General features: G+C 67.4%; 10 protein-coding genes. 6 read left to right on the top strand and 4 right to left on the bottom strand.

The genetic code is table 11. The features are described 5' to 3' along the window. Window positions 1–93 precede the first annotated feature (93 nt). Window positions 94–1446 (top strand): glutamine synthetase family protein, encoded by a 1353-nt coding sequence (locus ACZ1JS_RS01890; protein WP_465167465.1) that lies wholly within the window; start codon window positions 94–96, stop codon window positions 1444–1446. 5 nt (window positions 1447–1451) lie between these two features. Then, the gene (locus ACZ1JS_RS01885; RefSeq protein WP_465167464.1) at window positions 1452–2747 is read left to right on the top strand and encodes an NAD(P)/FAD-dependent oxidoreductase; all 1296 of its coding nucleotides are present in this window, start codon (window positions 1452–1454) and stop codon (window positions 2745–2747) included. Window positions 2748–2799: 52 nt separating this feature from the next. On the opposite strand, the gene ACZ1JS_RS01880 is transcribed toward ACZ1JS_RS01885, so the two are convergent. Then, window positions 2800–4269, bottom strand: a complete 1470-nt coding sequence (locus ACZ1JS_RS01880; protein WP_465167463.1) for an NAD-dependent succinate-semialdehyde dehydrogenase — start codon at window positions 4267–4269, stop codon at window positions 2800–2802. Beyond that, a complete protein-coding gene (gene gabT, locus ACZ1JS_RS01875; RefSeq protein WP_465167462.1) occupies window positions 4266–5582 on the bottom strand; it encodes a 4-aminobutyrate--2-oxoglutarate transaminase in 1317 nt (438 codons plus the stop codon). Before gabT ends, ACZ1JS_RS01880 begins: the two co-directional genes overlap by 4 nt. Window positions 5583–5785: 203 nt before the next feature. On the opposite strand from gabT, the gene ACZ1JS_RS01870 reads away from it, so the two are divergent. Beyond that, window positions 5786–6493 (top strand): GntR family transcriptional regulator, encoded by a 708-nt coding sequence (locus ACZ1JS_RS01870; protein WP_465167461.1) that lies wholly within the window; start codon window positions 5786–5788, stop codon window positions 6491–6493. Window positions 6494–6534: 41 nt separating this feature from the next. Here ACZ1JS_RS01870 and ACZ1JS_RS01865 read toward each other — a convergent pair whose 3' ends face one another. Next, the gene (locus ACZ1JS_RS01865; protein WP_465167460.1) at window positions 6535–8112 is read right to left on the bottom strand and encodes an APC family permease; all 1578 of its coding nucleotides are present in this window, start codon (window positions 8110–8112) and stop codon (window positions 6535–6537) included. A 240-nt stretch (window positions 8113–8352) separates the two neighbouring features. Beyond that, window positions 8353–9288, bottom strand: a complete 936-nt coding sequence (locus ACZ1JS_RS01860) for a LysR substrate-binding domain-containing protein (protein WP_465167459.1) — start codon at window positions 9286–9288, stop codon at window positions 8353–8355. Window positions 9289–9701: 413 nt separating this feature from the next. Between ACZ1JS_RS01860 and ACZ1JS_RS01855 the strand changes: the two genes are divergently transcribed. From ACZ1JS_RS01855 to ACZ1JS_RS01845, 3 genes are read left to right on the top strand one after another with little or no spacing between them, the layout of a single operon-like run. Beyond that, window positions 9702–11996 (top strand): TonB-dependent receptor, encoded by a 2295-nt coding sequence (locus ACZ1JS_RS01855; protein ID WP_465167458.1) that lies wholly within the window; start codon window positions 9702–9704, stop codon window positions 11994–11996. A 14-nt stretch (window positions 11997–12010) separates the two neighbouring features. Next, window positions 12011–13900 (top strand): amidohydrolase, encoded by a 1890-nt coding sequence (locus ACZ1JS_RS01850; protein ID WP_465167457.1) that lies wholly within the window; start codon window positions 12011–12013, stop codon window positions 13898–13900. A 9-nt stretch (window positions 13901–13909) separates the two neighbouring features. Then, window positions 13910–14131 carry a hypothetical protein gene (locus tag ACZ1JS_RS01845; RefSeq protein ID WP_465167456.1) on the top strand — a complete coding sequence of 74 codons (222 nt, stop codon included), beginning with the start codon at window positions 13910–13912 and terminating at the stop codon, window positions 14129–14131. Window positions 14132–14160: the final 29 nt, after the last annotated feature.

Below are 14160 nucleotides of genomic sequence, written 5' to 3'. Positions count from 1 at the left end.
CAACCCATTTGCCCTTGACGTCCAAAATCCTTACGTAGGATGTGTTCAAAGCAGGACTAGGCAGGCTCGATCCTATAGTCTATGTGATCACAGATGACATACGAGGAACCGAATCTGCGCGCCTTTCTGGAGGCGCATCCGGATATCACGCAGGTCGAGGCGTTCGTCGCCGACGTCAACGGGATCGCCCGGGGCAAGATACTGCCTCGCGACAAGGCGCTGACGCTGGATGCCAAGGGGGTGGCCATGCCCCGCTCGGTCTATGCGCTCGATATCTGGGGCAATGACGTCGCGGCGGCGGGCCTCGCCTTCGGGACCGGAGACCCCGACAGCCTGTGTTTCCCGGTTCCCGGCCGTCACGCGCAGGTTTCGCGCACGCATGGCAAGAGCGCGCAGGTCATGCTGCACATGGCGGTCGATGGCGCACCGTGCGAGGCGGATCCGCGCGGCGCCCTGCAGAACATGGTCGCGCGCCTGTCCAAGCGCGGCTTGCGCGCGGTCGTGGCGACCGAACTGGAATTCTACCTCCACCGGATCGACGAGGCGGGACGCCCCATTCCCCCCGACGCGGACCCGCGCGGCGACGGGCATCATGGCAATGAGACGCTGTCGCTCGACGCCCTGGTCGAGATGGAGGCGCTGTTCGCCGATATCCGCCGCGAGTGCGCCGCGCTTGGCATTCCCACCGATGCGCTGCTGAGCGAGGCGGGGCCCGGCCAGTGCGAGTTGAACGTGCTCCACCGCATGGACCCGGTCGCCGCCGCCGATGATGCGATCCTGCTGAAGCGGGTCGTCAAGGCCGCCGCGCGGCGGCACGGCCTCGCCGCGACCTTCATGGCCAAGCCATATGGCACATCGTCGGGCAGCGGGATGCACATCCATGTGTCGCTGCTGGACGAACAGGGGACCAACATCCTCTCCCAGCCGGACGGCGCGCCGTCGGATGCGCTCTATCATGCGGTCGCCGGCTTGCTGGAGGCGATGCCCGCCTCGATGCTGGCGCTTGCCCCCCACGCCAACAGCTATCGCCGGTTCCAGGCCAATGCCCATGCGCCGATCACGGCGGGCTGGGGCATGGACGATCGCTCCGCCGCCGTCCGGGTCGTCGTGGCCGATGCCCGCGCGACCCGGATCGAACACCGCGTGTCGGGCGCCGATTGCAATCCCTATCTGGCGGTCACGGTGGTGCTGGCCGGCGTGCTGGCCGGGATCGAGAAGGGCGTGATGCCGCCGCCCGCACAGGACCGTGCGCATCCCGAGGCGGGACAAGCACTGCCGACCGAATGGGGTGCCGCCATCGCCGCCTTCCGGGCCTCGCCCTTTATCGCTCAGGCACTTGGCAGGCGATTCCGCGACATCTATGCCGCCTGCAAGGAGCAGGACCGCAACACGATCCTGTCACGGGTCAGCGACGTCGAATATTCCAGCTATCTGAGCGTCCTGTAACGTCCATGCAGACCTCCCCCCCCGCCCCTTACGCCAACATGCCCAGCTATTATGCGGGCAGTGCCAACCCGGCGCCGCCGCGCCCGCAACTGACGGGCGCGCAGACGGCGGATGTCGCCATCGTCGGGGGCGGCTTTACCGGCCTGTCCGCCGCACTGGAGCTGACCGCGCGCGGTTTCTCGGTCGTTGTGGTCGAGGCGGAGCGCTGCGGCTGGGGCGCATCGGGGCGCAATGGCGGGCAGCTGATCAACGGCTATAGCCGCCCGCTGGACGTGCTGGAGCAGCGCTACGGCGTGGATCATGCCAAAGCGCTCGCCTCGGTCGCGCTGGAGGGGGCGCAGATCATCCGCGAGCGAGTGCAACGCCATGCCATCGACTGCGACCTGGTCGACGGGGCGGCGGTCACGGCGCTGACGCCCAAGCAGATGCGCTGGTTCGAGGATCAGGCGCGAGTCTGGGAGCGCTTCGGCCATCCCGGTATGCGCCTGGTCGACCGCGCCGGTCTGGGCGCGGTCGTGAAGTCGGACCGCTATGTCGGCGCGATGATCGACCCGCTGGGCGGCCATTTCCATCCGCTCAACTATCTGCTGGGCGAGGTCGCCGCGATCGAGGCGGCCGGCGGGCGCATCTTCGAGAACAGCCGCGTCACCCGCATCCTGACCGGCGCACTGCCCTGCGTCGAGACCGAGCATGGCAGCGTCACCGCGACGACGCTGCTGCTGTGCGGCAATGCCTATCTGGGCGATGCGTTGCCCATGCTCAGCAGCCGGATCATGCCGGTGTCGAGCCAGGTAATCGCCACCGAACCGCTGGGCGCGCTGGCCGAGGAACTGCTGCCCGACAATCTGTGCGTCGAGGATGCCAATTACATTCTCGACTATTTCCGGCGCACCGCCGACGGGCGGCTGCTCTATGGCGGCGGCATCGTCTATGGCGGACAGGATCCCAAGAGCGTCGACGCCAAGATCCGGCCCAATCTCGCTAAGACCTTCCCGATGCTGCGCGACGTGCGGTTCGACTATGCCTGGAGCGGCAACTTCGCGCTGACGCTCAGCCGGATGCCGCAAATGGGGCGGCTCTCGCCCTCGGTCTGGTATTCCCATGGAGACAGCGGACACGGCGTCACCACCACCCAGCTGCTCGGCCGGTTGCTGGCCGAGGGTGTGGCAGGGCAGATGGAGCGGTTCGACATCTTCGCCTCGCTGCCGCACCCGCCCTTCCCCGGCGGCCGGACCTTCCGTGTGCCGCTGACCATGCTGGGGTCGCTATGGTACGCGCTGCGTGACCGGCTCGGCATCTAGCGGCGGCGAAGGAGAAAGGGAGGACCGAAGCCGGTCCCCCCGCTTCGTCCGGTCAAACCCTGATCTGCGTCACGACCAGCTTGTAATCGAGATAGTCGTCCATGCCGTGGCGCGATCCCTCGCGGCCCAGCCCGGATTCCTTGACCCCGCCGAACGGCGCAATCTCGGTCGAGATCAGGCCGGTGTTGAGGCCGACCATGCCATATTGCAGCGCTTCCGGCACGCGCCAGGCGCGATCGATGTCGCGGGTGAAGACATAGGCGGCCAGACCCGCGCGGGTGTCGTTCGCCATCGCGATCGCCTCCGCCTCGTCGGCGAACTTGACCAGCCCGGCGACCGGTCCGAACGTCTCCTCACGACAGAGCAGCGCGTCGGGCGCGACGTCCGCGATCACGGTGGGCGCGAAGAAATTGCCCTCGCCCGCGATCCGCTCGCCGCCGGTCAACACGCGCCCGCCGCCCGCCACCGCATCCGCGACATGCGCCGCTGCCTTGGCCACCGCGCGATCGTCGATCAACGGCCCTTGCTCGGTCGGCCCTGCCAGCCCCGACCCGACGCGCAGGCCCTCGACCCGGCGCGCCAGCCGCTCGGCGAAGGCGTCGTGGATCCCCGCCTGCACCAGCAGGCGATTGGCGCAGACACAGGTCTGGCCCGTATTGCGGAACTTGGACGCGATCGCGCCGTCGACCGCCGCATCCAGATCGGCATCGTCGAACACGATCAACGGCGCATTGCCGCCCAGTTCCAGCGACACGCGCTTGACCGTCGCCATGCAGTCGGCCGCCAGTTTCTTCCCGACCGCGGTCGAACCGGTGAAGGTGAACTTCGCCACGCGCGGATCGCCGGTCAGGACGGTGCCGATCGGGGCCGCATCGCCGGTCACGACGTTGAACACGCCCGCGGGCACACCCGCTTCCTCGGCAAGCGCGGCCAGTGCGAGCGCGCTGAACGGCGTCAGCTCGGACGGCTTGAGCACCATGGTGCAACCGGCCGCCAGTGCAGGCCCCGCCTTGCGGGTGATCATCGCCAGCGGGAAGTTCCACGGCGTCACCGCCGCCACCACGCCGACCGGATCGCGCCGGACCAGCAGGCGGCGATCGGCGCGGTCGGGCTGGATCACTTCGCCATCGACACGGCGTGCTTCTTCGGCGAACCATTCGAGGAAGGAGGCGGCATAGCCGACCTCCCCTTCGGCCTCGGCCAGCGGCTTGCCTTGTTCGGCGGTCATCAGCCGGGCGAGATCGGCGCGATGCCGCAGCATCAGCTCCGCCCAGCGGCGCAGGATGCGCGCCCGCTCCAGCGCGGTCGTCTTGCGCCAGGCGGCGAAGGCCCGGTCGGCCGCCGCCACCGCGCGCTCGGCATCACCGGCGCCCAGGTTCGGCACCGTTCCCAGTATCGCGCCGGAGGCCGGATCGGTCACGGCGATCTGCCGCTCTGCCCCGACCCACGCGCCGTCGACATAGGCCCGCTCCCGGAACAGCGCCGGGTCGGTCAGGCCGATCCGATTGGCGACCTTGCTCATGCCAGCGCCTCGGCACGCGGCGGCAGGGCGGCATCGGGCAGCGCGGGGCGCAGCGCGCGCTCGAGCGCGTCCAGCCCCTCGTTCACGATCGCGTCCGACGCGGTCAGCGGCACGAGGATGCGGATCGCCTGGCCATGCTGACCGCAGGACAGCAGCACCAGCCCTTCGTCCAGCGCGCGGGCGCAGACCCGCTTGGCCTCGGCACCGTCGGGATTGCCCTTGGCATCGACGATGTCGAACGCGATCATCGCGCCCAGCCCGCGCAGGTTCGCGGTCGGGACCAGCGCCTCGGCCCCTGCGAACCCGGCGATCCGGGTGCGCAGCATCGCGCCGATCGCATCGGCACGGGCCAGCAGCTCCTCTTCCTCGATGATGTCGAGCACTGCATCGGCCGCCGCCAGCGCGATGGGCGGCCCGCCATAGGTGCCGCCCAGGCCACCCGGCCCGACCGCATCCATCACTTCGGCGCGACCGATCACTCCCGACAGCGGGAAGCCGCCGCCCAGCGACTTGGCGACCGCGATCAGGTCGGGGCGGACCGGCATATGCTCGATGCCGAACATGCGGCCCGTCCGGGCGAAGCCGGCCTGCACCTCGTCGTCGATGATCAGGATGCCGTGCCGCGCGCGCAGATCGTCCAGCGCCTCGTACAGCGCAGGGTCGGCGGCGTGGAAACCGCCCTCGCCCTGCACCGGCTCCAGGATGAAGGCGGCGATCCGCGCAGGCTCGGTCGAGGCGGCGAACAGATGGTCCAGCGCCTTCAGCGTGTCGGCGACGGTGATGCCGTTGGTCGGCGAGGGATAGGGCAGATGATAGATCTCGCCCGGAAACGGCCCGAGACCCGCCTTGTACGGGTTGACCTTGCCCGTCATCGCGGAGGCGAGCAGCGTGCGACCATGGAAGCCGCCGGTAAAGGCGATGACCCCGGGCCGCCCGGTCGCGGCGCGCGCGATCTTCACCGCATTCTCGGTCGCCTCGGCACCGGTGGTGAAGAAGATCGTCTTGGCCGGTCCTTCGATCGGGGCGACGGCGTTCAGCCGCTCCGCCAGCCGGACATAGGGTTCGTAGGGCATGACCTGGAAGGCGGTATGGGTATAGGCGGCGAGCTGCTCGGTGACGGCCGCAACGACGCGCGGGTGGCGATGACCGACGTTCAGCACGGCGATACCGCCCGCGAAATCGACGAACCGCCGCCCCTCGACGTCCCACAATTCGGCATTCTCGGCGCGGGCCGCAAAGACCTGGGTGGCGGAAGCGACGCCGCGCGGCACCGCGCGTTCGCGCCGGGCGGCGAGGTCTCGGTTGTTACCCATTTTATATTTCCTTCTGTCGGTGCCCGTGCTTAGCGCGCAGTCCGACGCAGGCGGAGCCGACTGGCCCGCAATGGGTGGTGCGTGGAAAGCACCGGGTGCGATGCCGGATTGCGGTTATCGGGAGAGATGGTCATGGATTGCCGGATGAAGCTCGTCTTTGCACTCGCCTGCCTGACAGGCCCCCGCAGCGCGGATATCCCGTCATGAGCCGGCCTGCGGCGACCGGTGCCGCCGACGCACCCTTTTCCCCGATGGCGGATGACGGCGAAGAAGCGGCGTCGCTGCGCGAGCGGGTATATGAGCAGGTTCGCTACAGCCTGATCACCGGCCGGATCCTGCCGGGCGTGGCGATCTCGACACGCGGCCTGGCGCAGCAACTGGGGGTCAGCCAGACGCCGGTGCGCGACGCACTGAGCCGCATTTCGGCAGAGGGCGCGGTGCGGATCGAGTCCAAGCGCGCGATCATGGTGCCGCGCATGACGCCCGAACGCTATGAGGAGATCATGCGCTGCCGCCAGCTGCTGGAACCGGCGGCGGCGGTCGACGCGCTGCCCTATATCGACGCCGCCCGGCTGCGCTCCATCCGGGAAGCCGACCAGGCGCTCGACCGCGCGGTCGAGGAGGGCGACGTCAACCGCTATCTGCAATCCAATTTCCGCTTCCACGCGCTGATCTATCAGGCGGCACCGACGACCATCCTCAACCGCATGATCGAAAGCCTGTGGATGCAGTTCGGGCCGTTCATGCGGATCGTCTATGGCCGGTTCGGCACCGCCAATCTGGTCGATCACCACCGCGCCGCGTGCGACGCGATCGCGGCGGGCGATGCGCCCGCGCTGGCGGAGGCGATCCGCGGCGATATCGGGGACGGGATGGCGCTGATGCGGGACTGGGACCAGGTCACCCGGTAAGACATGCTGGCCGCCGCCCCCGATAAAGGGGCGGCGGCCGTTCAGCGCGGGGTGAGCGGCGTACGGAAAAATTCCGGCTGCCGAAGCGCCATGATCCCCATGATGACGATGCCGCCGACGATCAGCAACATGCCGATCACGAACACCAGCCCGACCGATCCGATATGCGATCCGCTGCCGAACCCGGGGTCGAGGCTGTCGTACAGCGTCTTGACGAACAGCGCCGCCAGCGCGAGGCCGCCGAGCAGCGGGCAGAGCAGCCGGGTCAGGAAAGTCCGGGCGCTGTCGAACCAGCTCTCGCGGAAATGACCCACCACCGCAAAGGCGGTCAGGCCGTAGTAAAGACAGATCAGCAGTCCGATCGCGCTGATCGTATCCCACAACACATTCTGCGACGTGAAACGCAGCACGGCATAGAAGAGCGACGAGCCGATCGTGGAGACCAGCACGGCGGTGGCGGGCACGCGATAGACCGGATGGGTCCGGCCCAATGCCTCGGGCAACGCCCGGTAATAGCTCATCGCCAGCATCGTGCGCGACGGCCCCAGGACCGTGGACTGCAGGCATCCGGCCGAGCTGCACAGCACCGCCAGCGACATGAGGATGGTGAAGCGGCCGAACACCGGATGCGCGAGCGCCAGCAGCACGTTACGCTGATTCTCGATATTGCCCAGGCCCAGCGCCCCGTTGCCGATGCCCGCGAAACTCAGTGCTCCCGCCGTCGGGATGACGTAGAGCAGCGTTACGATCGCCACGGTCAGCGCGGCGGCCAACCCCGGCGTGGTCTTCGGGTTGCGCGTCTCCTCGTTCATCGTCAGCGTGACGTCCCAGCCCCAGAACATGAACACCGCCAGCGACAGACCGGCCGCCAGCGCCGCCGGCGTCGGGATGATCGTCGGATCGAACCAGGACAGGCTGATCGGCTGGAAATCGGGGGCCTGGGCATGATAGCCACGGATGATCGCCACGAGGCCGAAGCCGCAGAGCGCCATCACCTGCAGCACGACCAGAAACGCCTGTACGCGCGTGCTGGTCTCGACACCCCGGCAGGAGATCCACGCGGCCAACCCCATGAAGACGAAGCAGGTCGCGACATTGATGAAGGGGTTGGCGGCGAGGCCGGCCAGTTCGGGACGGCCCGTGAGGTCGGCGAGCATCAGCCACCAGAAATCGACGGCAACCCCGGCGGAGCTTGCCAGGACGAGGACGGTGGACACGATCAGCCCCCATCCCGCCATCCAACCCAGCCGCGGACCGAAGACGGCGGTCACCCAGGTGAAGGAGGTCCCGTTGTCGGGCACGGCGGCGTTGATCTCGCGATAGCCCAGTGCGACCAGCAACATCGGGATGAAGCCGAGCATGATCGCCGACAGGCTCTGATAACCGACCGCCGCGACGATCGGCCCCGCCGACGCCGTCAGCGCATAGGCAGGCGCGACGCACGACACGCCGAGGATGACCGCCCCGCCCAGCCCGACCGCATCGGCCGAAACGCCTTTGTCGGTTACGCCGGATGCTCCCGCCATGGCCGTCCCCTCCGCCACCGCGATGGCGCCGACGGCGGGCGTCCGCCCGGCCATCGCACCGACCCCGCCTTGCTGCAGGCCGGTGATGCTCAAGCTACACCCCCGTCGGAAACGGGGCCGATCGCTGACGGCTGTTCCACCTTTCGATCATTACGTTTCGACCGCTGGTCACTTTGCTCCATGACGCCTCCATCGCTTGCCGGATTTCCGGTTATTGCCCTGCGGCAAGAAACGAAAGGCTAGGGATCGGTCGGATGGGGACCGTCGTGAAGGTGCCTATTACTCCCGGCCGGTGCGTGGAGAGCACCACCCGCTCGCGAGTTCGCCATCGATCTAGGCGTCCGACCGATCGTCGCCACGGACGGCTGCCTGCAACCAACGGCGAAAGCGTTGCACGGCGGGGGAATTCCAGCGATCCTCGCGCGCCAATATGGCATAGGCGCCCAGATGCACGGTGCGGAACGGCTCGCCCTGCGACGCGATGGCGACCAGTCGCCCCGAGTCCAGATCGTCCCGCAGCAGCCAGTGATTGGCGAGCACCACCCCCTGCCCCTGTCGCGCCGCCGCCAGCGTCAGGTGCGCATGCCACAACCGCGATCCCGGCAGACGTTCGGGCACCGCGACGTCATGCGCCCGCAACCAGTGCCGCCATTCCGTGTCGTTATCCTCGTGCAGCAGGGGGGCGGCCAGCAGGTCGCCTGCCGACCGTATTGGACCCAGCCGCTCGATACAGGCGGGGCTGGCCACCGGGAAGATCGCCGGACGGATGACGTCGAACCGCCGCACGCCCTTGAACGGCGTCGCATCGTCCCATTCGCGGAGATAGCGTATGTCCGTGTCGACCGTGTTGGCGCGCAGATCGGGCATATGATCCGAAGGGCGGAAGTCGACGGCGATATCCGCGTTCCGGCCGATGAAGTCGCCCAGATGATCCGACAGCCATAGCGACGCGAAACCGGGAATGCATTCGATCGACAGCGTCAGGTCGCGATCGGGTCGGAGGAACCCGTCCGTCGCGGCGGCGATGATCGCCAGCGCCGATCCGATCTGCTCATGATAGGCGCCGCCGCGCTCGGTGAGGGTATAACCGGCACCACTTCGCGTCACCAGTGCCGCGCCGACCCATGCCTCCAGCGACCGGATATGCCGACTGACGACCGCATGATGAACGTCCAGTTCCTTGGCCGCGCGCCGGATGCCCTGCAGCCGGCCGACCGCCTCGAATGCCCGCAGGGCGGCGAGTGGCGGATATTTGCGTTGCTCTGACACGATGATGGTCCCGATTGCTGCCGCAACGGTCCGACGGGATCGTTACCGCGTCAAGGGGGCCGCGGCACAGACCATAACATTAGCGTAACAAACCGGTGCACGGCGCGCACCATATCGGCCGTCCGAGCACCTTGTCGCCTCCTGTGAAAGACGGCAGCCTTTGCGCGGTATCTCCGACGGGAGCCTCTTTAGGCCCTGCCGGACAGTCTGTCGGTCCCGGCTTCCGGACGATTGATCCCGACACCGCCGACCAACCGACCAGACCAAATACGAAACAGACTTGCCAATCGAGTCAATTTCGGAAATTGTGATCACAGATAGCTGCTGGGGGGTAACCAAATATGCCACGCACGGGATCCACACGTAGAATTGTCGCAAGCTGCCAGGGTTCGGCTTCTGTGATCACATTACTGATGCTGGCCTTTACCGCTACGCCCGTGCGGGCGCAGGAAAAAACGTCCGAGGATCAGCCCGCCCCCGCCGCCGCGGCCACGACGCAAGACTCGGAAATCGTCGTCACCGCGTCGAAGCGCGAGGAGCGGTTGAGCCGCGTGCCGATGAGCATCTCGGCCGTGTCGCAGGATGCGCTCGACAAGCGCGGGATCAAGGATGCCCAGGACCTGGCGCGAATCGTGCCCGGTCTGACCTTCAACCAATATGGCTTCACCGGCCAGCCCGTCGTCGCGATCCGCGGTCTGAGTTCGAACGTGGGGGCGTCGACGACCGGAATCTATATCGACGACACGCCGATCCAGAACAGGTCGATCATCGCGGGCCTGGGCAGCGCCTATCCCCGCCTGTTCGACCTCGACCGCGCCGAAGTGCTGCGCGGGCCGCAGGGCACGCTGTTCGGTGCGGGTTCACAGGGCGGCACGATCCGCTTCATCACGCCGCAGCCAAATCTCTACGATGCAGATGGCTATGCGGTCGCCGATACCAGCCTGACGCAAGGGGGCACGCCCAGTGTCGAAGGTGGCATCGCGATGGGCGCACCGCTGGTCGAGGGCAAGCTGGCGATCCGCGCCAGCATATGGGGGCAGCATCAGGGTGGCTATATCGACCGCCTGGCGTTCGGAACCAACAATGTCGTCGAGCGCAACATCAACACCAGCAACGCCTTCGTCTCGCGCGTCGCGCTGACCTATGCACCGACCGATACGCTGACGATCACGCCATCGGTCTTCTACCAGCGCTATCACAAGGACGATCCCGACCAGTCTTTCGAGAATGCCGGGCCGTTCCAGTCGCGCTACAAGATCGATCAGCCGCTGACCGATCGCTTCTCGCTCTATTCTTTGGGGATCGAGAAGGCACTGGGCAACGTCCGGTTCAAGTCGATCACATCCTATTTCCATCGGAACCAGGACCGGATCAACGACTATTCCTATTTCTCGCCGTCCGTCTATCAGGGCGGGCCGTTTCTGGTCCTCGGTGATCCGACGTTCGACTATGTCGCGACCCAACGCATGAACGCCATGCAAAGCAACTGGAACGAGGAACTACGCTTCTCCTCCGACTATGGTGCGGACAGCCGCTGGTCGTGGATCGGGGGGCTGTTCCTCAGTTCGCAGAAGCAACGGTCGTACCAGACCATTGTCGAGCCGATCGGCGTCGTGACCCAAGCGATTGCGGGTCTGACCGTCGAGGAATTCTTCGGCGCGCCGGACGGCCCCTTTCAGTTCGTCGAGGATCTCTCGTACCTGACGCACGAAGTCGCGGGTTTCGGCGAGGTCACCTACGAACTCGCCCCACGGCTGAAAGTGACCGGCGGCCTGCGCGTGGCGTGGAACAAGCTGTCGTTCAACGACGCGCAAAGCGGCCCGGAGGCCGGCGGCTCGTTCAAATATTCGGGCCAATCCACGGAAACGCCGATCACGCCGAAGATCAGCGTGAACTATCAGGCGACGCCGGACTGGCTCGTCTATGCGACGGCGGCCAAGGGCTATCGCATCGGCGGCGCCAATTCCGCCATGGCGTCGAACTCGACCTGCCGCCCGAGCCTTCAGGGGCTGGGCCTGACCGACGCGCCCGCGACCTTCAAGTCGGACGAGGTGTGGAGCTACGAGGTCGGCAACAAGACGTCGCTGTTCGGGCGCCGTCTCTCGCTGTCGGCAAGCGCCTTCTGGATCGACTGGAGCCGTATCCAGGGCAGCGTGTTCGTCACCAGCTGCGGCCTCAACTATCTGACCAATTTCGGCAAGGCGACGAGCCGCGGCTTCGATCTCCAGGCCGAAGCCCGGCCGTTGCCCGGCCTCAGCCTGTCGAGAACGCTCGGCTACACCGATGCCTATTATACGCAGGATGCTGTCGCCCCCGGCGGGCGGGCGCTCGTCGCGCGCGAGGGTGACGGCCTGCTCAACACCCCGAAATGGACCGGCACGGCGGCGGCGGAATATTCGTTCGACGCGCTGCCGTCAGCCAAGGCGTTCGTCCGGGGCGACTATCAATATGTCGGGTCGTATCTCGGATCGGTCGAAGAAGGGGTGAACGGCCATGACCCGGCGGTGCGTAACCAGGTCGCGACGCAATTCGTGTCGGCACGGACCGGGCTGCGCTTCCCGGCGCTCGAACTGAACCTGTATGTCGACAATCTGCTGAACACGGACCGTCCCCGGCAGCGGTTCGCCGACATTCCAAACCAGGGCCTGTACCGCGTCGCGCCGTTCCGGCCGCGTACCGTCGGCGTCAGCGCGAAGTATCGGTTCTAAGGGAGGGGAAGCTCATGACCATTCTGCGTTTTTCTCGATCGGCATGGCGCGGTGCCCTGATGGTGACCGCCGCCATCGTGGCAGGCGGCGGCGCCGTGGCGCGTGGCCCTGCCGTCGCCCCGGCCGACCTGGTCCTGCGCCATGGCCGGGTCCTGACCGTCGACGCCGCCGACCATGTGGCGCAGGCCGTGGCGGTGCGGGACGGCCGGATCGTCTATGTCGGGTCCGATGCGGACGTGGCGCGGTTCATCGGCTCCACGACCCGCGTCGTCGACCTGAAGGGCCGCGTCGCCATGCCGGGCCTGTTCGACGGGCATATGCACCCGCTGGCGGGGGGCGGGGCACTGATGAAGTGTAACCTCAACTACGCCCCGCTGACCGTCACGCAATTCCAGGAGCGCATACAGGCCTGCCTCGACACATCGACCGACGCCGCCCCCGACAAGCTGTTGGAGGTCGTCAACTGGATGCAGCAGAGCATGACGCCGGCGTCGGTCGAAGTCACCTATCGCATATTGGACCAGTTGAAGACGTCGCGGCCGATCGCGGTCAGATCGTCCTTCTACCATTCGACGCTGGTGAACGGCCGCGCACTGCAACTCGCCGGGATCACCGCCAAGACGCCCGATCCCGCCGGTGGCAAGATCACCCGGGATGCGGACGGCAATCCGACCGGCCTGCTGGAGGATTCCGCGCAGGAGCTGCTCGAATCCTTGCGCTCCCCGCCGACACCCGCCGAAACGCGTAGGGCGGCGATCGAGGCGCTGGCCGCCCTTCGCGCCAAGGGCATCACCTCGTTCCTCGACGCAGCCGCCGCCCCCGAGGGGATCGCGACCTTCGCCACCCTCGCAAAGGAGGGCGTGCTGACCGCGCGGGCGAATTTCGCGCCGGTGGTCGAGGTCGCCGAAGGCAGCGATCCGGACAAGGCGAGCGCACCGGTGATCGCGCTGGCCCGGCAATATCCACGAGGCTCCCTCGCGGCGACGCCCGGCGTGGCGGTCGGCACAGCCAAATTGTTCCTCGACGGGGTCATCACCGCCCCCGCGCTGACCGGCTCGATGCTGAAGCCCTATTTCCACAATGTCGGCAGCGCCGATCATCCGCACTGGCGCCCCGGCACCAATGCTGGGCCGGCTCCCTATTTTCCGCCGGACTATCTGCGCGCCCTGCTGGAGCGTTTTGCCCGCGCGGGGATCGACACGCATATGCACGCCGATGGCGACCGGGCCGTCCGCACCGCGCTCGACGCGATCGCGGCGATGCGCCGCGCCCATCCCGGTGCCGATATCCGCCCCGCCATCGCCCATGCCGAGATCGTCGAACCCGTCGATTTCGCGCGCTTCCGCCAGGTGGGGGCGATCCCCGTCCTGTCCTTCCAATGGGCCAAGCCCGCCTCGGACACGGTCGAGGGCGCGCGCGACTATCTCGGGCCGGAACGCTATCCCTATATCGAGCCCGAGGGTTTCCTCGCCACCGCCGGGGCGCGCATCGCCTATGGCAGCGACTGGCCGATCGATCCGCTCGATCCGTGGCTGGCGCTGCAGGTCGCGGTCACCCGCGCCAATCCGGCAGGCAGCGATCCGCGCTATGCCGGTCGGCTGGGCAAGGATCCCGGCCTGACGCCCCGCCAGGCCCTGCGCGCGATGACGATCGACGCCGCCTATTCCCTGCATTCGGAGCGGGACGCGGGCTCGATCGAGGTCGGCAAGCTCGCCGACATCATCGTAGTCGACCGCGACATCCTGTCCGTCCCGGCGACGAGCATCGCGGACACGAAAGTCCTCACGACGATCGTCGGCGGCAAGGTGGTGTTCGATCAGGACGCTGCCGCTAAGCCGGCCGACGAAACGCGCGCCACGCACGACGTGCCTGCCCTGCCCGCACCTACGCCTCGGAAAGGCTAGGCGGGTCGCATGGCATCGACCGAAGGAACCGCATTCGCCGGTTGCGGCGAGGTGTCGGGTCCGACGTTGCGTAACGTCTTGCCCGTCATCCTCCTCATCTCGACCATCGTGATCGCGTTGCTGGCCTATGCGATCCCGGTCTGGCTCGTGCCGGCCTATGGATCGCCGATCGGCTTCTGGGTCATGGCGCTGACGTTCCTCGCCATCCGGCCCGCACGGGCGCGCGGCTGACCTTTCCTTCCCATCACCACGACATCAAG

It is taken from the genome of Sphingomonas sp. BL-S-05, from assembly GCF_055521695.1.
Note: the sequence above shows the minus strand (reverse complement) of the source record. Positions and strands in the feature narration are given on the sequence as shown.

Excerpts from the sequence above, each read along its gene's own strand:
- ACZ1JS_RS01890 (WP_465167465.1), top strand. The coding sequence starts at position 94 with ATGACATACGAGGAACCGAATCTGCGCGCCTTTCTGGAGGCGCATCCG.
- ACZ1JS_RS01885 (WP_465167464.1), top strand. The coding sequence starts at position 1,452 with ATGCAGACCTCCCCCCCCGCCCCTTACGCCAACATGCCCAGCTATTAT.
- ACZ1JS_RS01880 (WP_465167463.1), bottom strand. The coding sequence starts at position 4,269 with ATGAGCAAGGTCGCCAATCGGATCGGCCTGACCGACCCGGCGCTGTTC.
- gabT (WP_465167462.1), bottom strand. The coding sequence starts at position 5,582 with ATGGGTAACAACCGAGACCTCGCCGCCCGGCGCGAACGCGCGGTGCCG.
- ACZ1JS_RS01870 (WP_465167461.1), top strand. The coding sequence starts at position 5,786 with ATGAGCCGGCCTGCGGCGACCGGTGCCGCCGACGCACCCTTTTCCCCG.
- ACZ1JS_RS01855 (WP_465167458.1), top strand. The coding sequence starts at position 9,702 with ATGCTGGCCTTTACCGCTACGCCCGTGCGGGCGCAGGAAAAAACGTCC.
- ACZ1JS_RS01850 (WP_465167457.1), top strand. The coding sequence starts at position 12,011 with ATGACCATTCTGCGTTTTTCTCGATCGGCATGGCGCGGTGCCCTGATG.
- ACZ1JS_RS01845 (WP_465167456.1), top strand. The coding sequence starts at position 13,910 with ATGGCATCGACCGAAGGAACCGCATTCGCCGGTTGCGGCGAGGTGTCG.